This window comes from Streptomyces sp. NPDC051677 (genome assembly GCF_044453465.1).
Classification (GTDB): domain Bacteria; phylum Actinomycetota; class Actinomycetes; order Streptomycetales; family Streptomycetaceae; genus Streptomyces.
In genome coordinates this window covers 72,540-98,100 of sequence record NZ_JBITCT010000002.1, presented here as the reverse complement: position 1 = coordinate 98,100, position 25,561 = coordinate 72,540, and the positions used below count along the sequence as shown (strand labels likewise).

19 protein-coding genes are annotated in these 25,561 nt (G+C 70.8%); 10 read left to right on the top strand and 9 right to left on the bottom strand.

Annotated elements, in window-relative coordinates:
• Window positions 1-606: a TetR family transcriptional regulator gene (locus tag ACIBAF_RS03420; protein WP_399461420.1), complete on the top strand. Its 606-nt coding sequence runs from the start codon at window positions 1-3 to the stop codon at window positions 604-606.
• 3 nt (window positions 607-609) lie between these two features.
• On the opposite strand, the gene ACIBAF_RS03415 is transcribed toward ACIBAF_RS03420, so the two are convergent.
• Both ACIBAF_RS03415 and ACIBAF_RS03410 read right to left on the bottom strand, forming a co-directional pair.
• A complete protein-coding gene (locus ACIBAF_RS03415) occupies window positions 610-1,509 on the bottom strand; it encodes a hypothetical protein (RefSeq protein ID WP_399461419.1) in 900 nt (299 codons plus the stop codon).
• On the bottom strand, window positions 1,506-2,375 hold the full coding sequence (locus tag ACIBAF_RS03410; RefSeq protein ID WP_399461418.1) for a hypothetical protein: 870 nt from the start codon (window positions 2,373-2,375) through the stop codon (window positions 1,506-1,508). Before ACIBAF_RS03410 ends, ACIBAF_RS03415 begins: the two co-directional genes overlap by 4 nt.
• A gap of 154 nt (window positions 2,376-2,529) precedes the next feature.
• Between ACIBAF_RS03410 and ACIBAF_RS03405 the strand changes: the two genes are divergently transcribed.
• Window positions 2,530-3,303 carry a DUF899 domain-containing protein gene (locus ACIBAF_RS03405; RefSeq protein WP_399461417.1) on the top strand — a complete coding sequence of 258 codons (774 nt, stop codon included), beginning with the start codon at window positions 2,530-2,532 and terminating at the stop codon, window positions 3,301-3,303.
• A 17-nt stretch (window positions 3,304-3,320) separates the two neighbouring features.
• On the opposite strand, the gene ACIBAF_RS03400 is transcribed toward ACIBAF_RS03405, so the two are convergent.
• The 3 genes from ACIBAF_RS03400 to ACIBAF_RS03390 all read right to left on the bottom strand — a co-directional run bounded on the left by ACIBAF_RS03400 (window position 3,321) and on the right by ACIBAF_RS03390 (window position 6,435).
• Entirely contained in the window at window positions 3,321-4,463 is a 1,143-nt protein-coding gene (locus ACIBAF_RS03400) for a serine hydrolase domain-containing protein (protein ID WP_399461416.1), read from the bottom strand.
• Window positions 4,464-4,602: 139 nt separating this feature from the next.
• Complete coding sequence (locus ACIBAF_RS03395) at window positions 4,603-4,821, bottom strand: hypothetical protein (RefSeq protein WP_399461415.1); 219 nt, start codon at window positions 4,819-4,821, stop codon at window positions 4,603-4,605.
• A gap of 144 nt (window positions 4,822-4,965) precedes the next feature.
• The gene (locus ACIBAF_RS03390; protein WP_399461413.1) at window positions 4,966-6,435 is read right to left on the bottom strand and encodes an MFS transporter; all 1,470 of its coding nucleotides are present in this window, start codon (window positions 6,433-6,435) and stop codon (window positions 4,966-4,968) included.
• A 101-nt stretch (window positions 6,436-6,536) separates the two neighbouring features.
• Here ACIBAF_RS03390 and ACIBAF_RS03385 point away from each other — a divergent pair, with 101 nt between their 5' ends.
• Together ACIBAF_RS03385 and ACIBAF_RS03380 are read left to right on the top strand one after the other, a co-directional pair.
• Entirely contained in the window at window positions 6,537-7,445 is a 909-nt protein-coding gene (locus ACIBAF_RS03385; protein WP_399461412.1) for a helix-turn-helix transcriptional regulator, read from the top strand.
• A gap of 229 nt (window positions 7,446-7,674) precedes the next feature.
• Complete coding sequence (locus tag ACIBAF_RS03380) at window positions 7,675-7,914, top strand: hypothetical protein (protein WP_399461411.1); 240 nt, start codon at window positions 7,675-7,677, stop codon at window positions 7,912-7,914.
• Here ACIBAF_RS03380 and ACIBAF_RS03375 read toward each other — a convergent pair.
• Window positions 7,904-9,349 (bottom strand): MFS transporter, encoded by a 1,446-nt coding sequence (locus ACIBAF_RS03375; RefSeq protein WP_399461410.1) that lies wholly within the window; start codon window positions 9,347-9,349, stop codon window positions 7,904-7,906. The two genes, ACIBAF_RS03380 and ACIBAF_RS03375, sit on opposite strands and share 11 nt — an antisense overlap.
• A gap of 64 nt (window positions 9,350-9,413) precedes the next feature.
• Between ACIBAF_RS03375 and dusB the strand changes: the two genes are divergently transcribed.
• The gene (gene dusB / locus ACIBAF_RS03370) at window positions 9,414-10,553 is read left to right on the top strand and encodes a tRNA dihydrouridine synthase DusB (protein ID WP_399461409.1); all 1,140 of its coding nucleotides are present in this window, start codon (window positions 9,414-9,416) and stop codon (window positions 10,551-10,553) included.
• Window positions 10,554-10,593: 40 nt separating this feature from the next.
• Here the strand turns inward: dusB and ACIBAF_RS03365 are convergent, their stop codons facing one another.
• The 3 genes from ACIBAF_RS03365 to ACIBAF_RS03355 form a co-directional block, all read right to left on the bottom strand.
• On the bottom strand, window positions 10,594-12,357 hold the full coding sequence (locus ACIBAF_RS03365; RefSeq protein ID WP_399461605.1) for a CDP-alcohol phosphatidyltransferase: 1,764 nt from the start codon (window positions 12,355-12,357) through the stop codon (window positions 10,594-10,596).
• A 1,126-nt stretch (window positions 12,358-13,483) separates the two neighbouring features.
• Window positions 13,484-15,433, bottom strand: a complete 1,950-nt coding sequence (locus ACIBAF_RS03360) for a glycogen debranching N-terminal domain-containing protein (RefSeq protein ID WP_399461408.1) — start codon at window positions 15,431-15,433, stop codon at window positions 13,484-13,486.
• Window positions 15,430-17,094: an MGH1-like glycoside hydrolase domain-containing protein gene (locus ACIBAF_RS03355; RefSeq protein ID WP_399461407.1), complete on the bottom strand. Its 1,665-nt coding sequence runs from the start codon at window positions 17,092-17,094 to the stop codon at window positions 15,430-15,432. The genes ACIBAF_RS03360 and ACIBAF_RS03355 overlap by 4 nt, the downstream gene beginning before the upstream one ends.
• A gap of 120 nt (window positions 17,095-17,214) precedes the next feature.
• Here ACIBAF_RS03355 and ACIBAF_RS03350 point away from each other — a divergent pair, with 120 nt between their 5' ends.
• The 5 genes from ACIBAF_RS03350 to ACIBAF_RS03330 all read left to right on the top strand — a co-directional run bounded on the left by ACIBAF_RS03350 (window position 17,215) and on the right by ACIBAF_RS03330 (window position 25,453).
• On the top strand, window positions 17,215-18,435 hold the full coding sequence (locus tag ACIBAF_RS03350; RefSeq protein ID WP_399461406.1) for an ROK family protein: 1,221 nt from the start codon (window positions 17,215-17,217) through the stop codon (window positions 18,433-18,435).
• A 504-nt stretch (window positions 18,436-18,939) separates the two neighbouring features.
• Complete coding sequence (gene ppdK, locus ACIBAF_RS03345) at window positions 18,940-21,687, top strand: pyruvate, phosphate dikinase (protein ID WP_399461405.1); 2,748 nt, start codon at window positions 18,940-18,942, stop codon at window positions 21,685-21,687.
• A 314-nt stretch (window positions 21,688-22,001) separates the two neighbouring features.
• Window positions 22,002-22,421, top strand: coding sequence for a hypothetical protein (locus ACIBAF_RS03340; protein ID WP_399461404.1), 420 nt, complete (start codon window positions 22,002-22,004; stop codon window positions 22,419-22,421).
• Window positions 22,422-22,445: 24 nt separating this feature from the next.
• The gene (locus ACIBAF_RS03335; protein WP_399461403.1) at window positions 22,446-23,168 is read left to right on the top strand and encodes an ABC transporter ATP-binding protein; all 723 of its coding nucleotides are present in this window, start codon (window positions 22,446-22,448) and stop codon (window positions 23,166-23,168) included.
• Window positions 23,165-25,453, top strand: coding sequence for an FtsX-like permease family protein (locus ACIBAF_RS03330; protein WP_399461402.1), 2,289 nt, complete (start codon window positions 23,165-23,167; stop codon window positions 25,451-25,453). The genes ACIBAF_RS03335 and ACIBAF_RS03330 overlap by 4 nt, the downstream gene beginning before the upstream one ends.
• The last annotated feature ends 108 nt before the right edge of the window (window positions 25,454-25,561 follow it).

The window sequence follows — 25,561 nt, the reverse complement described above, 5'->3', positions numbered from 1 at the left end:
ATGCCACCGACCACCGAGACCCTGACCGCCGAGCGCATCCTCGAGGCCACCGAGGACGTGCTGCGACGCCACGGCCCGGCCAAGGCCACCGTGGTCGACGTGGCCCGTGCGCTCGGCGTCAGCCACGGCAGCGTCTACCGCCACTTCCGCACCAAGGCGGCGCTGCGCGAGGCGGTCACGAAGCGGTGGCTGGACCGCACGTCCGAGACCCTCTCCGGCATCACCGCCGACGAGACCCGCGACCCGGAGACCCGGCTGCGCGACTGGCTCGCGGCGCTCTACGAGGCCAAGCGCCGCAAGGCGGGCGGCGACCCCGAGCTGTTCGCCACGTACATGGTGCTGACCGGCGAGAGCGGCTCGGTGGTGGGCGAACACCTCGACGACCTCACCGGCCAGCTGGCCCGGATCGTCGAGGCGGGCGTGACCGCGGGCGCGTTCACGGCCCCCGACCCGGCGACCACCGCCCGCGCCGTCTTCCAGGCCACCGCCCGCTTCCATGACCCCGCCTACTTCCAGGAGTGGGAACGGCCCGGGGCGCAGGACGACTTCCGCGCCCTGGTGGACCTGCTGCTGCACGGACTGCGGGCTCAAGGGCCGAGGGCCTGACGATCAGGACTGTGGGAGGAGCTGAACCCGGATGTCGTCCCCGTAGGGCAGGACGACCGTCTGGTCCCGGCCGGCCTGCCACTGCGGCGTCACCAGGAACAGCCGCCCGCCGGATGCCATGAGCAGCCGGAACCCCCGGTAGCGGTAGTGGAACGTCCGGCCGCTCTCCCCGGCCGCGCCCAGCTTGCTCGATCCCACCCCGGTGGGCAGCCGGTCCAGCGGCTCCTTGGTGTCGACGACGACCTCGGGACGGTCGGCGAGAGCGTCCGCGTCCTGTTTGCCCCGGCCCGTGCCGTACGCCCACGCCAACTGCGTGGACGCCCAGAACAGCCCTGCCACGCCCAGCGCGATCGCGCACATCGCCCCGTTCCTGGCCAGGCGCAGCGACAGCACCGGACGCCCGCGCTGCCGGCCGTGGATCCAGACGCCGTACGCCACCGCCGCCGGCCCGAAGGCCAGCGACAGCGGGGTGGCGCCGATGATCACACTGACCTCGGGGCCCTGGAGGAAGATGCCGATCAGCGCCCTGCCGATCAGCAGGACGCCGACCAACAGGAAGCCGTACGCGAGAAAGGCGGCGGCGGAGCTGTCGTCCTCCGCGTCGGCGTTGCGGTTCAGCAGCCACAGGGTGAGGGCGTGGATCCCGACGAGCGTCATGATGCCGAGGAAGATCATGGTCGCCGGGACGAAGACCACCTCCAGGCCGTCCAGCATCAGGTCCTGGTTGGACCGGCCGGTCATGTCCACGGGGACGCCGAAGTAGGCGTACCGCGCGCGGGTGGCGATATAGCCGAAGTAGAAGAGCAGCGCCGTCGCCAGCGTCGCCGGGCCCAGCGCCTCCGCGAGCTGCCGGACCCGGGCCGGGACGGCGGACCCGGGTTCGGGCGGGTCCGTCGCCGTCATTCCTCGTCCTCTCCGCCCTCCGAGGAGGGGGAGCTGTCGGGCAGCGGCGGGCTGTCGGACTCGGAGGAGGGGGAGATCTCGGGGACGGAGGGGGTCTCGGGTGAGAACGAGTCTTCGGGCGGGGAGGAGCTCTTGCCTTCGACCACGATCGTTGCCCGGAGGGGCGACTCGTCTTCGGTGACCCCCTCGCTACGGATCAGCGCCGGGTTCTGTGGGCTGGGCGGTGGGCTGACCTTGCCCTTCAGGGCATCACACGGATCGATCTTGTCGTTGTCGCACTGGAACCGTGTATGGACCACTGCCTCGACGGTGTACTCGCCAGGGCCGGCGTCCGGTGCGAGGACCGCGCCCGTCAGGCACTGCTTGCCCTCGATCAGCCGGAGGCCGTCGCAGGGGGTGTCGCGGTCGGGCGGGGCTTCGTCCGGGAAGCAGTGCGCGCCGTTGTCGGAGCTGACTGTCGTCTTCGTCGGCGGCCGGTCGACGAAGACGAAGGAGACGCTCTCGATGACCGCAGGGGTGGCTGTCTTGTTGATGACGGTCACGCAGCCCTCGCGGTCTCCGCCGCCCTGGAGGTTCACGCCGTTCAGGTGGACAGACCGATGGCCCCCGCCCCCCGGCGTCTTACCCCCGTTCGGCGTCCCCCCGCCGTCAGTGGCCGTTCCGTCGCCGTTCCCGTCCGGGGTGTCACCGTCACCGCCGCCGGTCTCGCCGCCGTCGGGCGTGCCGGCCGAGTTGGTGTGGGTGTCCACGCCGGAGGTGTTCTCGCTGTTCGTGGTGGCGGATCTGATGAGCCACACGATCCCGAGCACCGCCACCAGGCCGAGAAGCGTCACCATGACGCCGGTACGTGCACGCGTAGGGGGCATATTCGGAGCGTAAGGGGACGTATCGCACATCTCCTCTTGGGATACTCCGTGCTGCGCCACCCGATGAGTTTCGGCGGAGTCGTGAGTCTGTTCTGGTGAGCGTCGTACGACGTCGTACGACGCTCACCCGGTACGAGACACCCCGGAGGAAGCCTTGACCACCGACCCGACCACCGCACCGCCCGGCCGCCCGCCCGTCGTCGACCTGGCTGCCTGGCAGGCCGCACGTGACGAGCTGCTCGTCCGGGAGAAGGCCCACACTCACGAGGGCGACGCGATCGCCGCGGCCCGCCGCCGGCTGCCGATGGTGGAGTTCGACGGGACGGTCGAGGTCGTCGGACCCGACGGCCCGGTCCCGTTCCTCGACCTGTTCCAGGGCCGCGACGAGCTCGTGGTCTACAAGCACATGTGGTACGACGGCACGCCGCACCAGGGGCAGTGCGAGGGCTGCACCACCACCGCCTGGCATCTGCAGGACGCCGCCTACCTCAACGCCCGAGGCGTGTCGTTCGCGGTCCTGACCACGGGCCCGTGGGACGAGGTGGCCTCCTTCGTCGAGTTCATGGGCTACACCCAGCCCTGGTACTCGGTGCGGGGCGTGGACGGTCCGGCCGGCGGCAGCATGGGATACCTCACCTGTTTCCTGCGCGACGGCGACCGCGTGTTCCTCACCTACTCCACGACGGGCCGCGGCAACGAGCGCGTCAACGGGTCCCTGGGCCTGCTCGACATGACGCCCTACGGCCGCGGCGAGGCATGGGAGGACAACCCGGAGGACTGGCCCACGGGCGGCAGCTCGTGCTGGTCCTGGCGCTCGGACGCGGACGGGAACCCGACCTGGGGTCCGACCAGCCGCCCGGTACCGCAGTGGACCCGTCCCGGCGCGATCCCCGTGGAGACCCTCGGCCGGCACGGCCACTGCCACTGACCCCTGCTCCCTGGCCCCTACTTGGCCGTGCACCGCCAGAAGTCCCGCATCAGCGGGGTCGGGGTCGGGTTCTCCATCGCCACCTGGGTCAGCAGGATCGTGACCGTGCCCGTCTGCGGGACGATGTGGGCCGTCGTCCCGGTGCCGCCGACCCAGCCGTAGCGGCCCGGGACGTTCCACGGGTCGATGGGGGAGACGTCGACCTGGCCGCCGTAGCCCCAGCCCTGGCCTTCCATGAAGAGCGCGCCGAGGTCGCGCTGGGCCGCCGTCAGGTGATTGGTCGTCATACGGCTCACCGAGGTGGGGGAGAGGATGCGACGGCCGCGGGCCTCGCCCGCGTTCAGCAGGAGGCGGGCGAAGGCCAGCCAGTCGTCGGCGGTCGATGCCAGGCCCCCGCCGCCCGACGGGAACCTCGGCACGCTGCTCCACTCGCCGTCCGGGGTGTCGGACACCACCAGCGCGCCCACGCCGTCGGGACGGTACGCGGTGGTGAAACGGTCCCGCTTCCCCTTCGGGACCTCGAACGCCGTGTCGGTCATGCCCAGGGGCTCGAACAGCCGCTCCGCGAGGAACTCGGGCAGGCTGCGGCCCGACGCCCGGGCGATCAGGATGCCCTGCAGGTCGGACGCCGTGCCGTACAGCCAGGCCTCGCCCGGCTGGTGGAGGAGGGGGACGCGGGCCAGGTCCGTCAGCCAGGCGTCCGGGTCGGGATAGGCCTGCGGGAAGCGGCCGTCCTTCTGCACGGCGAAGAGGGCCTGCACGGCGGGGAGGGCGAAGTCCGACGGGAAGCCCCAGCCCGGGCGCGAGCTCAGCAGGTCCTCGACCGTGATCGGACGGGCCGCCGGGACCAGGTCGTCGACGGGAGTTGACGGCGTCCGGACTGCCATGGGCTCCGCGAGCTCCGGCAGCCACTCGGCCACCGGCGCGTCGAGGCCGACCGTCCCGTCGTCCACCAGCGTCAGCAGCGCCGCCGCCGTGACCGGCTTGGTGATCGAGGCGATGCGGAAGAGGGACTCCCGGGTCATCGGGGCCGTGCCGTCGGCGTCCTGCGCACCGACGGTCACCACCTCCACCTCGTCGCCGCGGGCCACCAGGCCCACCGCTCCCGGGACGGTGCCGTCGTCGACGTACTGTCGCAGGGTCCTGTGCAGAGTGCTCATGGCCGGCCTTCCGGTGCGCGTCCTCGCGGAGTCCTTCGCTTCAGGAATACGACTCCCCGGACGGCCGAAAGTCATCGAGGCCCGAAAGTCATCGAGGCCCGAAAGCCATCGAGGCCCGGAAGTCATCGAGGCCCGGAAGTCATCCGGACTCGCGGCCCTCCGAGGGGTCCACCGTCGCCTGGTGGGCCTCGGCGAGGTGCTCCTCCGCCTTCAGCCAGGGCAGGAACTGCGCCCCCTTGCGCCAGCCGCACGTGTCACATCTGATCGTGCGCTGCACTCCGGCCCGCTGCACCCTGACGACGTGCTCCCGTCCGTGCTGGTCCCAGCGGCTCACCTTGCTCGTGTTGATCTCCAGCATGACGCCTCCAGCGTCCGAGCGTCCTGGGCATCGGGTCTGCCCGCGCAGCAAGCAGTGTGCAGGAAGGAGTGTGCAGCAAGACCAACATCAACAGGGGGTCCGGCCCCACGCGTTGTCCAAGCCGTTCCCTGAACGCCGCCGGACTCAGCCCACCTTGCGCGGCAGCCGCAGGCTCAGCAGCCCCGTCACGACCACCCCGGCCAACTGCACGGCCAGCGTGGTCACCAGGGCGTCCCGCATGCCCATCCCCGGGACCAGGGAGAGGAACAGGGTGCCGAGGGTGGCCACGCCCAGCGCCAGCGACGTCTGCTGGGTGGTCACCATCACGCCGCTGCCGACGCCCGCACGGGCCGGCGGCACCTCGGACATCACGATCCGCATGACGACGGGCAGTTGGAGCGCCTGCCCCGCACCGGCGACCGCCGCGCCCGGCAGCAGCTCGACGAAGCCGATGTCCGGCCAGTCGGCGCGCACGGTCAGCACGATCAGAAGGATTCCGACACCCTGGAGCATCGACCCGGCCGTCACCACCCGCGCCCCGAACCGGGTCACCAGCCGGGGGCCGGCGAGCGAGGCCACGAAGAACGCCACGGCCATGGGGGCCAGGGCGAGACCGGCCTGGACCGGGCCCAGACGCGCCCCGCTCTGCAGGGCCACCGCCACGACGAACATGAACCCGCTGAAGCCGATCGAGAACGGCACCATGAGCGTCAGACCGCGCCGCAGTGTGCTGAGTGCGAGCAGGCTCGGGGGGATCAGAGGGGTACGGCCGTTGCGGTCGGCGCGGCGCTCGACGACGTAGAAGGCCGCTGCGACCAGCGGGAACGCCGCCAGGGACAGCCACGTCCAGAGGGGCCAGCCCGCCGCGCGGCCCTCGGTGAGCGGGGCGAGCAGCGTCAGCAGGGCGACGGCGAGCAGGGCCGTGCCCGGCCCGTCCACCGGTTCGGGATGCTGGGAGCGGGTCTCGGGGACCGTGCGGACGGCGAGGACCAGTCCCACGACGACGACCGGGACGTTCACGAGGAACACCGAACGCCAGCCGGTGCCCGCGATGTCCGCCGAGACCAGCACCCCGCCGAGGATCTGGCCCGCCACCATCGACAGCCCGGCGGTGGCCCCGTAGAGGCTCATGGCCTTGGCGCGGCGGGATCCCTCGGTGGTGGACTGGATGGTGGCGAGCACCTGCGGGACCATGGCGGCGGCCGACGCGCCCTGCGCGACCCGCGCCGCGACCAGCGACCACGCGTCGGGCGCGAGTCCGCAGGCCAGCGAGGTCAGGCCGAAGGCCGCCATGCCGCCGAGGAAGAGCCGGCGCCGGCCGAACAGGTCGCCGAGCCGACCGCCGAGGACGAGCAGCACGGCGTACGCGAGCCCGTATCCGGCGACGACGAGTTCGAGGACGGACTCGCTCGCGGCGAGGTCCTGGCCCATGGTGGGCAGGGCGACGTTGACGATGAAGAAGTCGATGAGGGGGAGTGCCGCGGCGAGCAGCACGGTGAACAGCCCGAGGGAGCCGAGAGCGTGGGCCGGCGCCGAAGTACGGTCGCCCGGTGGGCGGGTGGTCGTGGCGGTGGTCGTGGCGGTGGTCGTGGTGGTAGTCGTTGTCTCGGTCACGCCGTCGAGCTTGCGCCGCCCTTCAGCCGGGTACCAGAGTGTTCTTATCCTGGTACAAGGAGTACCTGGCAACAGGGTCCGGGCGGCGGCACGCTGGAGGCATGACGACGATGGCCTACGAGACGCCCACCGGGACGCCGGCCCGCGAGACCGCCGGCTCGGAGGTCCGGCGGCACGAGCTCGCCGCCTTCCTGCGCAGTCGCCGCGAGCGCATCAAGCCCGAGCAGGTCGGCCTCCCGCGCGGAGCACGCCGCCGCACGCCAGGACTGCGGCGCGAGGAGGTCGCGCACCTCTCGGCGGTCGGCGTCACCTGGTACACGTGGCTCGAACAGTCCCGGGACATCCATGTCTCGGTGCAGGTCCTGGACGCCCTTGCACGCACCCTGCGGCTCGACCCGAGCGAGCGGGCCCACCTCTTCCAGCTCGCCGGCTCCACGGACCCCACCCCGGCCTCCTCCTGCACCGGCATCTCCGACGCCGTACGCACGCTGCTCGACCAGCTCGACCCCATGCCCGCCTGCGTCCAGAACAGCCGCTACGACATCCTGGCCTACAACCGCACCTACGCCCACCTGCTGTGCGACCTCGACGCCGTGCCGCCCGAGGACCGCAACTGCATGATCCTCATCCACACCCATCCGCAGTGGCGCGAGTCGGTCGTCCGCCTCGACGAGTCGATGCGCCTGATGGCCGCGAAACTCCGTGCCTCCATGGCCGGCCACCTCTCCGAACCGGCCTGGAAGATGCTGGTCAAGCGTCTGCAGGCGGAGTCCCCGGAGTTCCGCGAGAACTGGGAGCGCTACGAGGTCGTGGGGTCCCGCGGCAAGACCAAGCAGTTCCGCAACCCCCACGTCGGCCTCCTCACCGTCACCCACACCGACCTCTGGCTGAACCCGGATCACGGGGCGCGCATGGTGACGTACGTCCCGACGGACGAGGAGACCCGAGAACGCCTGGAGAAGCTGTACGCACTCGCCCGGGGCGCTGTCGGCGGACCGCTGTCCCGATGACTTCGGGGCATGTCGCGGCGCCCGGCGCTGTGCTACCTTCGCAAAAGAGTTGGCTCATAACTGAGTTGGGCTACAAATGAGTTGAGCGCAAGGCGACTTGGCCAACTCCTCTGAGAGCTGCGTCGGTTGACGCGGGGGAACGGGGGAGCACATGTCATCCGCCTGCGCGGGTGGCCGGTCGAGGCCCGTCCGCGCTCACCGGCCACCTGCTCCAGAAGAAGGAGCATCGGTGAGCGCCAACCAGAAGAGGCTCATCGCTTTCGCGTTCTGCGTCCTGATCTCGCTCGTGCTGGGCTTCGTCTGCGGCCTCACCGCGGCCGTGCTCGGCGCCTCCCCGCTCGCGGCCGTCTCCGCAGGCGGGGGAGGCACGGTGGCGCTGCTCGGCATCGGGGTGGCCGCCCTCGCCCTCTTCGACTTCTCCGACAGCGATGTGAGCACTGCGTCGGATCAGGGCGCGCTCATGCGTTGACGCTCGTCGTCTCCCGGATCTCCGGGGCCTGCAGGCGCTGGGCGGCGCGTTCCGCCGTGCGCCTGGCCCACGGGCCCGTGGTGACGGCCCCCAGGACGAGGACGGCCAGGCCGCAGCCGGTGAGGATCCACCAGCCGGGGACGGCGGCGGAGGCGAACGTGTCGCGGTACGACGAGGTGCTCACGCCCGCCGCCAGGACGGCGCCGACGACCGCGACGCCCAGGGTCTGGCCTAGCTGGCGGCTGGTGGAGGCGACGGCCGCCGCGACCCCCGCCTGACTGCGCGGCATGCCCGACACCGCCGTGTTCGTGATCGGCGCGTTCACGAAACCGAAGCCCACGCCGAACAGCACGTACCCGAGGAACAGCGTCACATCGGACGTCTCCGCGTCGAAGGCGGCGAACAGCAGACCGCTCGTCGACATCGCGACGCCCGCGATGAGCAGGGGCAGACGTGGGCCCCGGCTGCCGACGAGCCGCCCGGACAGCGGGGCGCACAGGAACGTCGGCACGGCCATGGGGAGCATCCAGAGACCGGCGTGCAGGGCGTCCAGACCGCGCACGTTCTGCAGGTACAGGGTGGAGAGGAAGAGGAACCCGCCCAGCGCGGCGAACGCGCTGATCGCCACGACCGTCGCCCCGCTGAACGGAGCCGAGCGGAAGAACCGCAGGTCGAGGAGGGGTTCGTCGCGTCGGGGCTCGTACCACAGGAGGCCGAGGAGCGCGGCCAGCGCGACGGCGGCGAAGGGGCCGCTCGTCGCGGCGCCCGACTCCGGCGCCTCGATGATCGCGTAGGTCAGGGAGCCGAAGAGGGCGATGACCAGCAGCTGGCCTACCGGGTCGGGACGGCGGGCCTTCGGCGCACGGGACTCGGGGACGTAGCGCAGGGTCGCCAGCAGGGCCAGCAGGCCGACCGGCAGGTTGAGCCAGAAGATGGAGCGCCAGCCCACCGACTCCACCAGCAGTCCGCCCAGCAGCGGGCCCGCGGCCATCGATATGCCCACCACCGCGCCCCACACCCCGATCGCCCGGGCGCGCTCGCGCGGGTCGGTGAAGGTGTTGGTGATGATCGACATGGCGACCGGGTTCAGCATCGAGCCGCCGACCGCCTGCACCATGCGGGCCGCGATCAGCAGCTCCAGGCTCGGCGCGACGGAGCACAGCAGCGAGCCCAGCGAGAACACGACCAGGCCGGCCATGAAGACCTTCTTGCGGCCGATCCGGTCGGCGGTCGAGCCCGCCAGCATCAGCAGCGCGGCCAGCACCAGCGTGTACGCGTCGATCGTCCACTGCAGGCCGGCGGTGGTGGCGTGCAGGTCGCTCTGCATCGAGGGCAGCGCCACGTTCAGGACGGTGACGTCGAGGCTCACGATCAGCAGACTCATGCAGCAGATCGCGAGGACGAGGAGGCGTCGTCGGGGGCTGAGCTCGGGCATGCGTGAATAGTACGCCTAACTAATGATTTTCGCGGCACTCCGTCCGGTGCGTGAGAATGGAGCAATGCCCACGCCCGTGTCCCCCTTGCAGATCGGCCCGCACGCCGTCCAGCCGCCCGTCGTCCTGGCCCCCATGGCCGGGATCACCAACGCGCCCTTCCGCACGCTGTGCAGAGAGTTCAGCGGTGGCAAGGGTCTCTTCGTCAGCGAGATGATCACGACCCGGGCGCTGGTCGAGCGCAACGAGAAGACCATGCAGCTGATCCACTTCGACGCGACCGAGAAGCCGCGCTCGATCCAGCTGTACGGCGTCGACCCGGCCACCGTGGGCAAGGCCGTCCGCATGATCGTGGAAGAGGACCTCGCCGACCACATCGACCTGAACTTCGGCTGCCCGGTCCCGAAGGTGACCAGGAAGGGCGGCGGCTCGGCCCTCCCGTACAAGCGGAACCTGCTCCGCGCCATCCTGCGCGAGGCGGTGAGCGGCGCCGGCGACCTCCCGGTCACGATGAAGATGCGCAAGGGCATCGACGACGACCACATCACCTACCTCGACGCCGGCCGCATCGCCGTCGAGGAGGGCGTCACGGCGATCGCACTCCACGGTCGTACGGCCGCCCAGCACTACGGCGGCACCGCCGACTGGGAGGCCATCGCCCGTTTGAAGGAGCACGTCCCGGAGATCCCCGTCCTCGGCAACGGCGACATCTGGTCGGCGCAGGACGCGCTGCGGATGGTGCGCGAGACCGGCTGCGACGGGGTGGTCGTGGGCCGCGGGTGCCTGGGCCGGCCCTGGCTGTTCGCCGACCTGGTGGCGGCCTTCGAGGGACGGGACGACTTCCGTGCGCCGACCCTGCGCGAGGTCGCCGACGTGATGGTCCGGCACGCCACCCTGCTCGGCGAGTGGATCGGCGACGAGGCGCGCGGGGTCATCGACTTCCGCAAGCACGTCGCCTGGTACCTGAAGGGCTTCGCCGTCGGCTCCGAGATGCGGGGGCGCCTCGCCATCACCTCCTCGCTGGCGGAACTGAGCGCAGGGCTGGACGAGTTGGACCTCGACCAGCCCTGGCCCACCGGCGCCGACGGCCCCCGCGGCCGCACCTCCGGCAACAACCGGGTCGTCCTGCCGGACGGCTGGCTGAAGGACCCCTACGACTGCGCGGGGATCAGCGAGGACGCGGAGCTGGACACCTCCGGCGGCTGAGGTCGGTTCCGGCGGCCGGGGTCAATTCCGGCGACCGGGGTCAGTTCCCGGAAGGGTGCGGGGTGGACCCGTACGCCGTCAGGAACTTGTCGCGGAACGAGCTCATCTTCCACACCGGCGCGTTGTGGGCCGGCTTCAGGCCGTCCGTCCAGTTCCAGGCGGCGATCTTGTCGAGGACCTTCGGGTCCTTGGCGACGATCGAGATCGGCACGTCCCGGCTGGCGTTGTTGCCGCTGACCCGGGCTATGGGCTGGTGGTCGCCGAGGAAGACCAGGACGGTGTCGTCGGTGCCGTAGCGCTCCAGCCACTGGGTGAGGGCGGTCACCGAGTACTCGATGGACTTGCCGTACTCCTCCTTGGACTTCGCGCTGTTGGCGATGACCTCGGACGCCTTCTTGCCGGCCTTCTCGATGCCGTCGAAGACCGAGCCGTCGCCGAGGTCGTCCCAGCCGACCATCTTCGGGATCGGCGCCCAGGGCTGGTGGCTGGAGGTCAGGATGATCTCCGACATCAGCGGCTTGTCGCGGTCCGTGCGGCTGTGCTCCAGCCGCTGGAACGCCTCCAGGGCGTACTGGTCCGGCATGGTCGACCAGCTGAACTTCGGCCCCTGGTAGCCCATCTGGAAGGCGTTGTAGACCTTGTCCAGGCCGTAGAACTTCTGCTCCGGCCAGCCCTTCTGCACACCCGGCATGATCCCGACGGTGTCCCAGGCGCCGGTCTTCTTGAACGCCTTGGTCAGGGACAGGTGATCGCTCGCCATCACCGTGCGGTAGCGCTGCTGGTTGTCGACCCACAGCCCGGACAGCGTGGTGGAGTGACCGAGCCAGCTGCTGCCGCCGTACGTCGCCGAGGTCAGCCAGCCGCTCTTCGCGTGGAAGCCGGCCTTCGTCAGGGCCTGCGTGCTCACGTCGAGGGTCTTGTCGACGCCCGGCGCCATGACCGGGTCCTCGATGGCGCTGCGGCCGTAGCTCTCGATGAACGTGAAGATCATGTCCTTGCCGCGCAGGTCCGGCACGAGCTGGTCGGCCGGGGTCGCGCCGAACGCGTCGGCGCGGGCCTCCTTCCCGAACGCGGCCTCGTCCCGCAGGGTGTCACGCACCCGCCGGGCCTCCGAGGCGACCGTGTGCGCGACCCGGTCGGAGGCGACCGGCATCCCGGCGTACTGCAGACTGAGCACGGAGCACGTGATCCAGGCGGTGCCCGCGATCAGCGTGCCCCGGGTCGCCTGCCGGGTGTTGCTCACCAGGATGCCGCTCAACCGGACCGCCGCCAGCGCCATGATCACCATGACCAGTACGACGAGCAGGACGACGCCTATCGCCGCCGCGAGCGCGACCGTCCCGCCCATCGAGTCCGCGACGTACGACTGGGCGTCGTCCAGCAGACCCCAGTCCAGGACGAGGTTGAAGTCGCGGCCCAGGTACTCCACGAACCCCATGTCGAGCAGGTTCAGCACGGTCAGCGCCCCGAGCGCGGCGCCGGCCAGCGCCGCCAGCGCCACCCGCGGCCGGCGCGGCAGCGCCAGCAGCACGGCCGCACCGATGATCGCCTCACCGGGCAGCCGCAGGAACCGGTTCACCTGAACCGCGAAGAGACGATTCGGCATCACCAACGCCCCGAGCACCAGCACCAGAGCGAGCACGGTCCCGGCCCACCACACCACCCGAGCAACCCGAGGATGCCGCCCCCGCCACCCCCACCAGTACCCAACCCGAGCCCTGACCCCCCGCGCCCGCCCACGCGAACTCTCACCGCCCGCAGAAACCGACCCCGCCGCCTCCGACTCCGCCGCACCCGATCCCACCGGTGCCTCCGGCTCCGCCGCGCCTGATTCTGGCGTGGCCTCCGACGTTGCCGGGGCCTCCGGCTCCGCCGCGGCCGATTCCGCCGGTGCCTCCGGCTCGGCCGCGCCCGATCCCGCCGCCGCCTCCGACTCCGCCGCGCCCGATCCCACCGGTGCCTCCGGCTCCGCCGCGCCTGATTCTGGCGTGGCCTCCGACGTTGCCGGGGCCTCCGGCTCCGCCGGGCCCGATTCTGGCGGGGCCTCCGAATCGACCGAGTGCGATTCCGCCGGGGTCTTCGGCTCGGCCGGGCCCGACTCGGCCGCGGCGGGCTCTGGGGCCGCCCCGCCCGGGGACGCTGTCCCCGACTCGGCCGCGTCCGATTCCGCGAGAGCCTTCGGCTCTGCCGGTGCCTTCGACTCGGCCGCGCCTGATTCTGGCGGGGCCTTCGACTCGGCCGAGTGCGATTCCGCCGGTGCCTTCGGCTCCGCCGCGCCCGATTCCGCCGGTGCCTTCGGCTCCGCCGGGCCCGATTCTGGCGGGGCCTTCGACTCGGCCGAGTGCGATTCCGCCGGTGCCTTCGGCTCCGCTGCGGCCGACTCCGCCGGTGCCTTCGGCTCCGCTGCGGCCGACTCCGCCGGGGTCTTCGGCTCCGCCGCGGCCGATTCCGCCGGGGGCTTCGGCTCCGCCGCGCCCGACTCGGCCGCGGCGGGCTCCGGGGCCGCACCGCCCGGGGATGCTGTCCCCGGCTCCGCTGTCTCCGGGGGCGCTGTCATGGACTCCGCTGTCACCGGGGACGTAGGTTCTGGGGTCGCCGTTTCTGGCGCGTTCGTCTCGGCAGCCTTCGTCTTTGGGGCTTTCGGCTCCGGGGTCGGCTTCGCCGGGTCGGCGGTTCCCGTCAGGGTTTGCGGGTCTGGGGTCGTCGCGGGGTCGTCCTCGGGGGGGTTTGGAGCGGGGTGTTGGGATGAGTGAGTGGAGACAGGCACCCGAGGGTCCTTCCGTACGAAGCCCGGCGGTTCGGCGGATCCGATGGGGGTCGGATCCGCCACAGTTTCGTACGGCCTGCCCTTCGCCCGCGTTCAGCCCCCTCGGCCAGTGCTCGGCAAACACCGCGCAAACGTCACGCCAAGCACCCCCGGGGAGGGAACGTCACGCGCCCCCGACTGCCGTGAGCAGCGCCAACGGGGCCGCCGCCGAGCGGGATTCCCGTACGCACGCGTGGGGGTACGGTACCGGCTGCGCGTGTGTGTCGCGGCCGTAGCCCGCGAGGACCTCGGGCAGGCGGTGACCGGTCGCGGTCGCCGCGTCGACCAGCGCGTGGGCGACCGTACGGGCCTCGTCGTGCAGGCCGTAGCGGGCGAGCCCCAGCGTGATCAGCGCGTTGTCGTGCGGCCAGACCGAACCGCGGTGGTAGGACAGGGGGTGGTACGCCGCCTGGCCGGCGGCGAGGGTGCGCACGCCCCAGCCGGAGAAGAAGTCGGGTTCCACCAGCCGTCGGCCCACGGCCTCCCCGTACTCCTTGTCGAGCAGGCCCGACCAGAGCAGATGCCCGGCGTCCGAGGCGAGCGCGTCGACCTGACGGCCCTCGCCGTCCAGCGCGAGCGCCGGGAACGAGCGGTCCGACATCCAGAAGTCCCGCTGGAAACGGTCCCGCAGATCGGCGGCGGCCTGCTCCAGCAGCGCCGCGTACGTCTCGTCCTGCCACACCGTGCGCGCCACCCACGCCGTACGGCGCAGCGCATCGTACGCGTACCCCTGAGCCCCCGCCGCCATCACCGCCCCGCTCGCGCGGGCGCCGTCCGCGGAGCAGATGGCGCCGGGGGAGTCCTTCCAGTTCTGGTTGGCCAGGCCGCCGTTGTCGGCGCGGTAGACCAGGTAGCCGCGGGAGGTGAGCCCGCCGTGGTCCAGCATCCAGCCCACCGCCGCGCGGGCGTTGGGCTCCAGGCGGCGGGCCGTCGCCGCGTCGCCGGTCTGCTCGACGTACGCGCCGAGCAGGACGAGGAACAGCGGGGTCGCGTCCACCGAACCGTAGTAGCGGCCGAACGGGACCTGTCCGAAGTGGGCCAGTTCGCCGTGCCGCACCTCGTGCACGATCTTCCCGGGCTGGGACACCGAGTCCCGGCCGGTCTCGGTGGCCTGCCCGGCGGCGAGCGCCAGCAGCGTGGCGGCGGCCGGGCGCGGCCGGTAGGGGAGGGTGAACAGCGAGGTGAGCAGGGCGTCGCGGCCCAGCAGGGTCAGGAACCAGGGGGCGCCCGCCGCGGGAACGCGCAGCTCCTCGCCGTCCGGTCCGGTCGCCTGCACCTGGAGCGCGGCCAGGTCCGCGAGCCCGCGGACGCAGGCGGCGGCCAGCTCGGGCCAGCCGGTCGGGAAGGCCACGCCCTCCATGAACTCGCTTTCCTGCACCCGGAGTTGTTCCGCCACCGCGGCCGGGGAGCGGGGCACCCGCAGGGCCCGCTTCTCGCCGTGCGGCCGGGCCATCACCCGCAGGGTCAGCTCGGCCGAGCCGTGCGGCTCCAGCTCCAGCGTCCACACCAGACGGCGGGCCCCGGTGCCGGTCTCCTCGACGCCGTCCGGCGCGGGCTCGGCCGTCACCGTCGTGCAGGACTTCCACTCACCGCGCCGGTATGTGAACTCCACTCCGTCGTCGAGGACTTGGCGGCGGCGCACGACCCCGGTCTTCGCGTACGTGCGGTGGTCGGAGCGGAGTTCGAACTGGTCGGTGAAGTCGGCGTCGGCGGTGACCGCGAGCCGGACCGTCGTCGGCACCGGCCGGTTGCTGACGACCCGCAGCGACTCCACGAACGAGCTGTCGCCGACGGCCTGTTCACGGAACAGCGTGCAGGACGGCGGCTCGTTGCGTCCGCCGCGCGGCACGAGCACGCACCGCGTGACGTCGCCGTCCGCGACCGGCGCGAGCGCCTCCGGCACGGCGCCGTCGACCGTCAGCTGCCAGCGGCTGAGGTGCCGGGCGTCCCGGACGAATAACCCCTCCGGGGACCCGGAGGCCGTGCCGGAGCCCCGTACGCCGCTGATGTCCCCGCGGTCGCCCACGGCGGCGAACGTCCCGCCGTACACGAGCAGATGATGCCGGTCCGTCATCCCCGGTCCCCTCCCTTGAAGGCAATCGCTTCGCTTCGGTGCAGCAGGTCGAGCGTGAGCGCGGCGGTCCAGCTGAAGCCGGTCGCGCCGCAGGCCTCGCCGGTGTACGGATCGACGTACTCCGCGAAGTCCGAGCCGGCCGCGATGTCCAGCACCGCCCGGCGCAAGGCGTCGGCGTCGGCCTGGTGGCCGTGCAGCCGCAGACCGCGCTCCAGCAGCCAGCTCGTGTTGAACCAGGCCGGGCCGCGCCAGTAGCGGTGCGGGTCGAAGGCCTCGCCGAGCAGGTCGTAGCTGGGGACGAGGCGGGTGGTCGTGCCGAGCCCGAAGTGCGGGCCGCGCAGGGCGCCCACGACGGCCGTCACCACCTCGCGCGGCAGGCCGGGCAGGAGGAGGGGCACGAGCCCGGAGACCCCACGCTCACGAATCAGCTCCCCGCCCGGACCACCGACGGGACCGCCGCCCGGACCACCGCCGGGACCCCCGCCCGGACCACCGGCGGGACCCCCGCCCGGACCACCGGCGGGACCCCCGCCCGGACCACCGGCGGGACCGCCGACGGGACCCCCGCCCGGACCACCGCCCGGACCACCGACGGGACCGCCGGCGGGACCGCCGCCCGGACCACCGGCGGGACCGCCGCCCGGACCACCGAGGGGACCGCCCGGACCGCCCTGTCCGGCGTCCCGCACCCCTTGCACGTCCCGGCAGAAGAACATGCCCGCCGCCGGGTCCCACAGCCGCTCGACCAGGGCCGTCGTCAGGCGTTCCGCGCGCGCGTGGCGGGCGCCGGCCGCCGCGCCCAGCTCCTGTGCGATCCGTGCGAGGGCGTGTTCGGAGGCGATGAGCAGCGCGTTGAAGGCAGGGTCCTCGACGGCGAACTCCCCGCCCCCGTCGGCATAGCCGCCGTCTCGGTACTCCGTGGCCAGCCGCACGTACCGCCCGTAGTCCAGGTCCGTCGGACGGTCCTGGGCCGCGCCGTGGTCGAGGTCGGCGCGCCGGAAGGAGCGTGCCGGGGCCGGGGTGACCCGGGCGAGCGGCGCGTCCCAGCTCGGCGCGTTGTCCATGCCCTGCTCCCAGGGGTGGACGACCGACACCAGCCCGCCCCCGCCGAGGTCCCGCCGGTGCAGCAGGTACCGGTGCCAGGCGGCGAGCCGGGGATAGACCCGGGCGAGGAAGCCGCGCGCCCGGGAGAGCCCCGGGTCGGCGCGGTGCACCAGCCAGGCCGCGAGCGCGTGCACCGGTGGCTGCACGATGCCGGAGGTCTGTACGGTGCGCGGGGCGCCCGCAGCGCGTCCCGCGGTCGAGGAGCGCCAGAAGTCGGGGCTCGGGAAGTACGCGTCGAGCGGTACGGAGGGGTTGAAGACGATGTGCGGGACACGTCCGTCGTCCCACTGGGCGGCCAGCAGCGTCTCCAGCTCCGTCTGCGCCCGGCGCGGCGAGACGTGCCTGAGCCCGATCGCGATGAACGCCGAGTCCCAGGACCACTGGTGCGGGTACAGCCGGCGCGACGGCACGGTCGACGTGCCGGTCCAGTTGCCCTCCAGCACGGCTGCCGCCCCGGCTCGCAGTGCCCTGAGGCGCCGCGCGCCCGGCGGAGCCGCCGGATCGTATGCAACGGCGTACTCCGCCGGGCGGGCGATGAGCTGGGCGGTGCGATCCACTCGGGGCTCCCCGAAGACGACAAGGCCGACTGGTTCGGCAGCGGCTACCGTAGGGTTACGTCTATTTAACACGCAAAACTCAATATGTAATGCAAGCTTGGGAAACACAAGGGGGTGCGCATGACCGGGCGTTCGGGACGGACCGGCAGGGCGGGCAGTCAGGCCAGCGCCGGGGATCTGCTCGAACTGGTGCGCAGCGGGCGGGCGACGACACGAGGCGCCCTCCAGCAGGCCACCGGCCTCTCCCGCGCGACCGTCGGCCAGCGCTTGGAGCGTCTCTTCCGCGCGGGCTGGCTGCGCGAGGGCGCCGGCGGCCCGGTCGACTCCCCGCTCGGCGGCCGCCCCTCGATCACCCTGGAGTTCGACGACGCCCACGCGGTCGTCCTGGCCGCGGACCTGGACACCCGGCACGCTCGGGCGGCCGTGTTGACCCTGACCGGCGAGATCCTGGCCGAGCGCGGCGGCACCCTGGTCATCGAGGACGGCCCGGACGCCGTCCTCGGCGAACTCGGCGGCTGGTTCGCCGAGCTGCTGGAGAAGGCGGGCCACCGGCCGGACGAGGTCTGCGGCATCGGACTCGCCGTCCCCGGCCCCGTCGACAGCGAGACCGGCCGGGTCGTCCAGCCGCCGATCATGCCCGGCTGGGACGGCTACGACATACGGGGCCGCCTCGCGCGAGCGTTCACGGAGCGCACCGGGGCGCCGGCGGTCCCGGTGCTCGTCGACAACGACGCCAACCTCATGGCGTACGGCGAACAGCGCACCGGATACGTGGACTGCTCGGCGTTCGTGCTGGTCAAGGTGTCCACGGGCATCGGCGCCGGGGTCGTGGTCGACGGCTCGATCTTCCGTGGCGTGGACGGCGGCGCCGGCGACATCGGGCACATCCGGGTGGGAGCGGAGGCACTGTGCCGCTGTGGCTCCTACGGCTGTCTCGCCGCCGTCGCCAGCGGTGGCGCCGTGGCGCGACGGCTCGCGGAGTCGGGCATACCGGCGTCCTCGGGCTCGGATGTGCGCGACCTGCTCGCCGCCGGGCACCCCGAGGCGGCGGCGCTGGCCCGTGAGGCGGGGCGCCGCGTCGGTGACGTGCTGGCGACGGTCGTGACGCTGCTCAACCCCGGGGTCCTGATGATCGCCGGGGATCTGGCCGGAACCGCCTTCCTCACGGGCGTGCGCGAGCTGCTCTACCAGCGGGCGCTGCCCCGCTCCACGGCCCATCTGGACGTCGTGACCTCGCGGCTGGGGGAGCGGGCGGGGCTGGTGGGAGCGGGTGCGCTGGTCGTGGAGCACCTGTACGCACCGGAGCGGGTGGAGGAGCGGTTGCTGGCACTGGGGGTGTGAGGCACGCTCGTATGGCGGGCGGCATGACCGGCGGCACGACGGGTGCCATGTCGGGCGGCGCGACGGGTGCCGTGTCGGGCGGCATGACGGGCGGGTTTCCGTCCGGAGACGCGTCCGCATGGTGAAATCCGCCCGCCTGCTGAAGCGTGATTCTCGCCACCCCTGAGGGGGGAAGTGCTCAGATGAGCGGATCATGGGTCGCTGCACTTCTCCAAGGGGTGGCACTGAGTGCCACCCCTTGATCGTTCATCGATCGAAATCAATCGAGCGACAATCGTGCCGAGCGGCGCTCATGTGAGCGTAAAATGGAGCCCATCGGAGGTGCTTGCGTTCAAGAAGTGAAAACATCCGCTGCCCTGGGCTTGCCAAGCCTTGACTTTCGATCCGCTGGCGGACGACTGGTTACGAGCACATGACGCGCGAGTAGACGTACCCAGACGCCTTTGATCTGGGTATGTTCCTGGCCGTCAGGGCAGCCACCGCGTCCTCGAGGAGTCGAGACCCGTGTCGGAAAACAAAGATCTCCCGGTAACCGAGCAGGCCGCGAGCGTTGAGGGCGTGAAGTTCGTCTATGACTTCACCGAGGGCAACAAGGACCTCAAGGACCTCCTCGGCGGCAAGGGCGCCAACCTCGCCGAGATGACCAACCTGGGCCTTCCCGTCCCTCCGGGCTTCACCATCACCACCGAGGCCTGCAAGGTCTACCTCGCGAGCGGCGAGGAGCCCGCGGCACTGCGTGACGAGGTGAGTGCGCACCTCGACGCCCTGGAAGAGCGGATGGGCAAGAAGCTCGGCCAGGCCGACAACCCGCTCCTCGTCTCCGTCCGCTCGGGCGCGAAGTTCTCGATGCCCGGCATGATGGACACCGTCCTGAACATCGGCCTCTCCGACAAGTCCGTCCAGGGCCTGGCCAAGCAGGCCGGCGACGACCGCTTCGCGTGGGACTCCTACCGCCGCCTCATCCAGATGTTCGGCAAGACCGTCCTCGGCGTCGACGGCGAGCTCTTCGAGGACGCGCTGGAGGCCGCGAAGACCGCGAAGAAGGTCACCGTCGACACCGAGCTGGAGGCGGCGGACCTGAAGAAGCTGGTCACCCGCTTCAAGAAGATCGTCAAGTCCGAGGCCGGCCGCGACTTCCCGCAGGACCCGCGCGAGCAGATGGACCTCGCCATCCACGCGGTCTTCGACTCCTGGAACACCGACCGCGCCAAGCTCTACCGCCGCCAGGAGCGCATCCCCGGCGACCTCGGCACCGCCGTCAACGTCTGCTCGATGGTCTTCGGCAACCTCGGCCCCGACTCCGGCACGGGCGTCGCCTTCACCCGCGACCCGGCCTCCGGCCACCAGGGCGTCTACGGCGACTACCTCCAGAACGCCCAGGGCGAGGACGTCGTCGCGGGCATCCGCAACACCGTCCCGCTCGCGGAACTGGAGCACATCGACAAGAAGTCGTACGACCAGCTGATGCAGATCATGGAGACGCTGGAGAACCACTACAAGGACCTCTGCGACATCGAGTTCACCATCGAGCGCGGTCAGCTGTGGATGCTCCAGACGCGCGTCGGCAAGCGCACGGCGGGCGCGGCCTTCCGCATCGCGACCCAGCTCGTCGACCAGGGCCTCATCGACGAGACGGAAGCCCTCCAGCGCGTCAACGGCGCCCAGCTCGCCCAGCTGATGTTCCCCCGCTTCGACGAGGACGCGAAGGTGGAGAAGGTCGGCCGGGGCATCGCGGCCTCGCCGGGCGCGGCCGTCGGCAAGGCCGTGTTCGACTCGTACACCGCCGTGAAGTGGTCGCGCTCGGGCGAGAAGGTCATCCTCGTCCGCCGCGAGACCAACCCCGACGACCTCGACGGCATGATCGCGGCCGAGGGCATCCTGACCAGCCGCGGAGGCAAGACCTCGCATGCCGCAGTGGTGGCCCGCGGCATGGGCAAGACCTGCGTCTGCGGCGCGGAGGAGCTCGAGGTCGACACCAAGCGCCGCCGGATGACGGTGCCGGGCGGCCACGTGGTGGAGGAAGGCGACGTCATCTCCATCGACGGGTCGAGCGGCAAGGTCTACCTGGGCGAGGTCCCGGTCGTCCCGTCCCCCGTGGTGGAGTACTTCGAAGGCCGGATGCACGCCGGCGCCGACGACGCCGACGAGCTCGTCGAGGCCGTCCACCGCATCATGGCCTTCGCCGACCGCAAGCGACGGCTGCGGGTGCGCGCGAACGCCGACAACGCCGAGGACGCGCTGCGCGCCCGGCGCTTCGGCGCCCAGGGCATCGGCCTGTGCCGCACCGAGCACATGTTCCTCGGCGACCGGCGTGAGCTGGTGGAACGCCTCATCCTGGCGGACACGGAGGAGGAGCGCGAGGAGTCGCTGAAGCAGCTCCTGCCGCTGCAGAAGAAGGACTTCGTCGAGCTCTTCGAGGCGATGGACGGCCTCCCGGTGACGATCCGTCTCCTGGACCCGCCGCTGCACGAGTTCCTGCCCGACATCACCGAGCTGTCGGTGCGCGTGGCGCTGGCCGAGTCCCGCCAGGAGTCCCACGAGAACGACCTGCGCCTGCTCCAGGCGGTCCACCGTCTGCACGAGCAGAACCCGATGCTGGGCCTGCGGGGCGTACGCCTCGGTCTCGTCATCCCCGGCCTGTTCACGATGCAGGTCCGGGCCATTGCGGAGGCGGCGGCGGAACGCAAGAACGCCAAGGGCGACCCGCGCGCCGAGATCATGATCCCGCTGGTCGGCACCGTCCAGGAGCTGGAGATCGTCCGCGAGGAGGCCGACCAGGTCGTCGCGGAGGTCGAGGCGGCGACGGGCGTCGAACTCAAGCTGGCGATCGGCACGATGATCGAACTCCCGCGGGCCGCCCTCACCGCCGCCCAGATCGCGGAGGCGGCCGAGTTCTTCTCCTTCGGCACGAACGACCTCACCCAGACGGTGTGGGGCTTCAGCCGCGACGACGTCGAGGCCTCCTTCTTCACGGCCTACCTCGAGAAGGGCATCTTCGGCGTCAGCCCCTTCGAGACGATCGACAAGGACGGCGTCGGCTCACTGGTCAAGGCCGCGGCCGAGGCGGGCCGGGCGACCCGCCCCGACCTGAAACTCGGCGTCTGCGGCGAACACGGCGGCGACCCGGAGTCCGTCCACTTCTTCCACGAGGTGGGCCTGGACTACGTCTCCTGCTCCCCGTTCCGCATCCCGGTGGCCCGGTTGGAGGCGGGCCGGGCGGCCACCCAGTCGGCAGGAAGCGACCACCGCTGAGCCGGAGGCTGCCCTGACGGGTTAAGTCCCCGAGCGCCCACCGAACCCCGGAGCCGCCGTCGGTCCCCGACCCTCACCGATCGGCGGCGGCTCCGGCGCACCAAGGAGGACGGCACCCTGTGCGGGGGTGCCGTCCTCTTGTGTTGTCGGTCTTCCGATGGCTCGATCAGCTCTGTATCTGAGCGCGGGTGTCTGGATTTCGATCACCTGATGTGATGGTGGGTGGACGACTGAAGGTTTCAGCACGTGATCAACCGACTACTTTCTGTTGTCAGTGGTGGTCGAAGGGGCCGCCGGGCGCAGAGAGGTGCGCAATGCGGAAGGTATTGGCCGGAGTGCTGGCAGCGGGGGCGTTTCTCATGGGGGCGGGGACGGCGGTTGGTGCGGGGGGCTGGCCAGCCATCCCGTTGTTGAAGTCCGGGGGCGTTCGCTTCCTTGAGGGTGAATACCGCTTCAATCCAGCAGATCAGAACCACGGGGCGTTCGAGTGGAAGGGCAAACTGAAGGACACCGACGTGCAGGACGGTCACAACGTCTACATGCAGGTTCGCGTCGAGGGGCACGCTTGGGTGCGCTACAACGGCCAGCAAGGGAAGACGGTCTTCCTGCACCACTCGAACTGGGACGGCGCCCAGCGCTATACCACCAAGGCAGAGATTAGGGCCTGCCGTGACCGCGGCAGTCTGCATCCTGACAATTGCTCCCCCACGGCGAAGTACTTGGCCGCTCACTAAGAGCCTTCTGTACATAGAGCCCAGATGCCCCGCATTTGGGCTCCCTGTCGTCATAGGGGAGCCATCATCAACACGTCAGAAGTCTTGTCCGCCAAGGGCGTCGATCTCTTCTACGGTGAGACGCCCGCTGTCAGGAACGCCGAAATCAGCCTGCGCCGTGGCGAAGTCGTGGCGATCACGGGGCAGAGCGGCTCCGGCAAGTCCTCGTTGCTGTACTGCCTCGCTGGAGTCCTGTCCGTGGCAAGCGGCGAAGTCCGCTTCGAGGGACGCGCCCTCGGCGAACTTGACGATGAGGAACTCAGCAAGCTGCGCCGTGAGCGTTTCGGATTCGTTTTCCAATACGGCGAACTGCTCCCGGAGCTGACCGTGGAGGAGAACACCGCCCTGCCGCTGCGTCTGGCAGGGCAGCGCAAAACAGAGGCGCTGACCGCCGCCGGGGAGGTTCTCGGTCGGCTGGGCCTCGCCGACCTGCGGCAGCGACGGCCCTCGCAGGTTTCGGGAGGCCAGAGCCAACGCGTCGCGGTCGCACGGGCGTTGGTGCATCGGCCGGCAGTGGTGTTCGCTGATGAGCCGACGGGATCGCTGGACAGCGCGAACGCCACCGCTGTACTGGAGGAGTTCCTGTCCCTGGCGCGTTCCCAGGGAACGGCCGTGGTGCTCGTCACCCACGATGCCCAGGTGGCCTCCCGGGCCGACAGCCAATACGCGATGCGCGACGGTGTCCTCTCGGCGCGGGAGGTGACATGAAGGAACTTTTGCTGGGCCTACGGCTGTTGCTGGGTAGTGGGCGGGCCAACCGTGTGCGTTTCCTCCTCATGGCCGGAGGTAGTGCCGTCGGTGTCTGTTGCTTGGCCATGGTGCTTGCGATCCCAGGGATCCTGGCAGCGCAGGACGGACGTAAGGCAGCACGTGAGGGGGATTGCCGCGGCGGTCGCCAATTCTGTGTCGGCGCCAACAGGGCACCTCTTGAGGTCAGCCTGACGGACCCGTACGGCTCCCGCCCCATGACCCGCGTCTTCCACGCGCCAGGTGCCTACGCCATTGCCCCTCCACCGGGTCTGAGTGAACTGCCGGCTCCGGGCGAGACGTTCGTGTCGCCGCGACTGCACGAAGAGCTCAGGAAGGAGCCGGGACTCGCCCAACTCGTGCCGGGGCGGGAACGGGGACTCATCGGCGCGCAAGGGCTGGCCCATCCCGATGAGCTGTACGCGTACATCGGTGTCGCTCGGGACCAGCTGAAGGGCGGGCATCCCGTGAAGTTCTACGGGATGCCATATACAAACGATGAAACCGTGGAGCCCTCGACGCTGGATATCGTGCGGTTCACGCTTGCGGGTGTCGTGCTGCTTCCACTGGCCGTGTACCTGTCGGTATGCGCGCGATTGTCGGCCGCAGCGCGGGCCCGACGGCTCGCCGCACTGCGGTTGGTCGGGCTGAGCAAGAAGGGTGTCCAGCGTGTCAACGCGGCTGAGACGGTCGCAGCGGCACTGCTCGGAGCGGTCTTCGGCCTGGGCGTCTATGCGATGGCCAATCAACTCATTTCCCGTGTGGGTCTTCCCGGCTTCCGGTGGTATCCGTCCGACGGATCGCTGTCCTTGTCTGCCACCCTCATCTGCCTGATCGGTTGTCCGGCGCTCGCCTGGTTCGCGGGCGCGGTCGGAGCCAGAAAGGCTGCTGCGAACCCGTTGGCCGTGAGGCGTGGCGCGGTGGAGAAACCGCCCGCGAAGTGGGGGCTGCTGCCGCTGCTTCCAGGACTGGGCATCATCACCGGGTATTGCGTGGCCGGCGCGACGGGGCACGTGCCCCGGGACACCTCTGTCTCGTCGATCCTGATGCCGCTTTCCGTCGTGCTGGTGGGCGTCGGACTCGTGCTGTCGCTCCCGATCCTCTCGCGGAGCCTGTCCCGGACGGTGGCACGCACCAGTTCCCTGTCGCTCGGCCTGGCTATGAGACGTAACGAGGTGGAACCAGGCGGGGCCTTGCGCGTCGCGACCGGTCTCGTACTGCTCGTCTACGCGGCGTCGCTCGCGCAGGGGGTACTCATCGAACTGGATCAGGTCTCCAAGCACACCTCGCCTGTCCAGTCATATGGACTCTCTTTGGACGGTGTCACCCAGGCGCGGCAGCGGGCCTTCGAGGCGGTAGAAGGTGTCCGTGGACACGGGGTGTATGCCAGTTCTTGGTCATCTCCGGAAGCCGAATTCCCACCAGTGATCTACGCCATGATCGCCACATGCGGTCAACTTCGCGGGACTGTGCCGTACATCGGACGCTGTACGGACGGGCGGCCCTTCCGGGTGGTGAACCCTAGGGAGACCTACAACGAAGACAGCCGGCCTGGTGCAAGTTTCCCGTTCCATCTCAGGAACGCGAGCGGGGAGCTGCGCGTGATGACTGTACGGGTACCGAAGGAAGAAGTGATCTTCCATGATGAAACAGGAATTTCTCCACTGAGTAGTGGAGATGTCGTAATCCCTCCATCCTTCCTGCCTGACGGCTTCCGAGCTGAGGGGGCCACCCTCATGCTGGCCAGCAGCTCGGCGCCCGATTCCGTCCGTTCAGTCCTGGACGGTATCGGCGGAGTCGATCCCACCGCCGAGGTGGATACGCCCGGTGTCGTGGTGACAGCCCTTCAACAGATCACCGTCGTCAAGACGATCCTCGCCATGGGCATGGTCCTCGGCCTCATCATCGGCGTAGCCGCCTACCTTGTAGCTGCCACCGACCGTGCGGTCGAGCGCCGACCGCAGGTGACCGCTCTTTCTCTCCTCGGTGCGCGGCCTCGTACGTTGAGGGCTGTGCAGGTGGCGCAGGTGGTGTTGCCACTGGCCGTGGGTCTGGGGCTGGCGGTCGTCGCAGGGAAGGCGGCGGAGTCCAGCTATCTCGTCAGCGGCGGTGGCGAGGTCTTCTGGGACGGGGGTGGTGTGCCGCTGCTGTTGGCCTGCGCTCTTGGGGTCGTCGTGGTCGCCGCCTTCGGATCCCTGCCGCTGATCGGGCGGCGCATTGACCCAGAGCTGATCCGGCGGGACTGACGGTCGTCGGTCGAACGTGATGTGGGGCGGCATCCCGGGGTACGGGGTGCCGCCCCACGGTCATGTCACTCGTCTGGCTGATTGGCCTGTGGGTCCCCGGCGGACCTG

Excerpts from the sequence above, each read along its gene's own strand:
- ACIBAF_RS03375 (WP_399461410.1), bottom strand. The coding sequence starts at position 9,349 with ATGCCCGAGCTCAGCCCCCGACGACGCCTCCTCGTCCTCGCGATCTGC.
- ACIBAF_RS03350 (WP_399461406.1), top strand. The coding sequence starts at position 17,215 with ATGACCGGGCGTTCGGGACGGACCGGCAGGGCGGGCAGTCAGGCCAGC.
- ACIBAF_RS03385 (WP_399461412.1), top strand. The coding sequence starts at position 6,537 with ATGACGACGATGGCCTACGAGACGCCCACCGGGACGCCGGCCCGCGAG.
- ACIBAF_RS03420 (WP_399461420.1), top strand. The coding sequence starts at position 1 with ATGCCACCGACCACCGAGACCCTGACCGCCGAGCGCATCCTCGAGGCC.
- ACIBAF_RS03330 (WP_399461402.1), top strand. The coding sequence starts at position 23,165 with ATGAAGGAACTTTTGCTGGGCCTACGGCTGTTGCTGGGTAGTGGGCGG.
- ACIBAF_RS03400 (WP_399461416.1), bottom strand. The coding sequence starts at position 4,463 with ATGAGCACTCTGCACAGGACCCTGCGACAGTACGTCGACGACGGCACC.
- dusB (WP_399461409.1), top strand. The coding sequence starts at position 9,414 with ATGCCCACGCCCGTGTCCCCCTTGCAGATCGGCCCGCACGCCGTCCAG.
- ACIBAF_RS03415 (WP_399461419.1), bottom strand. The coding sequence starts at position 1,509 with ATGACGGCGACGGACCCGCCCGAACCCGGGTCCGCCGTCCCGGCCCGG.
- ACIBAF_RS03410 (WP_399461418.1), bottom strand. The coding sequence starts at position 2,375 with ATGCCCCCTACGCGTGCACGTACCGGCGTCATGGTGACGCTTCTCGGC.
- ACIBAF_RS03395 (WP_399461415.1), bottom strand. The coding sequence starts at position 4,821 with ATGCTGGAGATCAACACGAGCAAGGTGAGCCGCTGGGACCAGCACGGA.
- ACIBAF_RS03340 (WP_399461404.1), top strand. The coding sequence starts at position 22,002 with ATGCGGAAGGTATTGGCCGGAGTGCTGGCAGCGGGGGCGTTTCTCATG.
- ACIBAF_RS03335 (WP_399461403.1), top strand. The coding sequence starts at position 22,446 with ATGCCCCGCATTTGGGCTCCCTGTCGTCATAGGGGAGCCATCATCAAC.
- ACIBAF_RS03360 (WP_399461408.1), bottom strand. The coding sequence starts at position 15,433 with ATGACGGACCGGCATCATCTGCTCGTGTACGGCGGGACGTTCGCCGCC.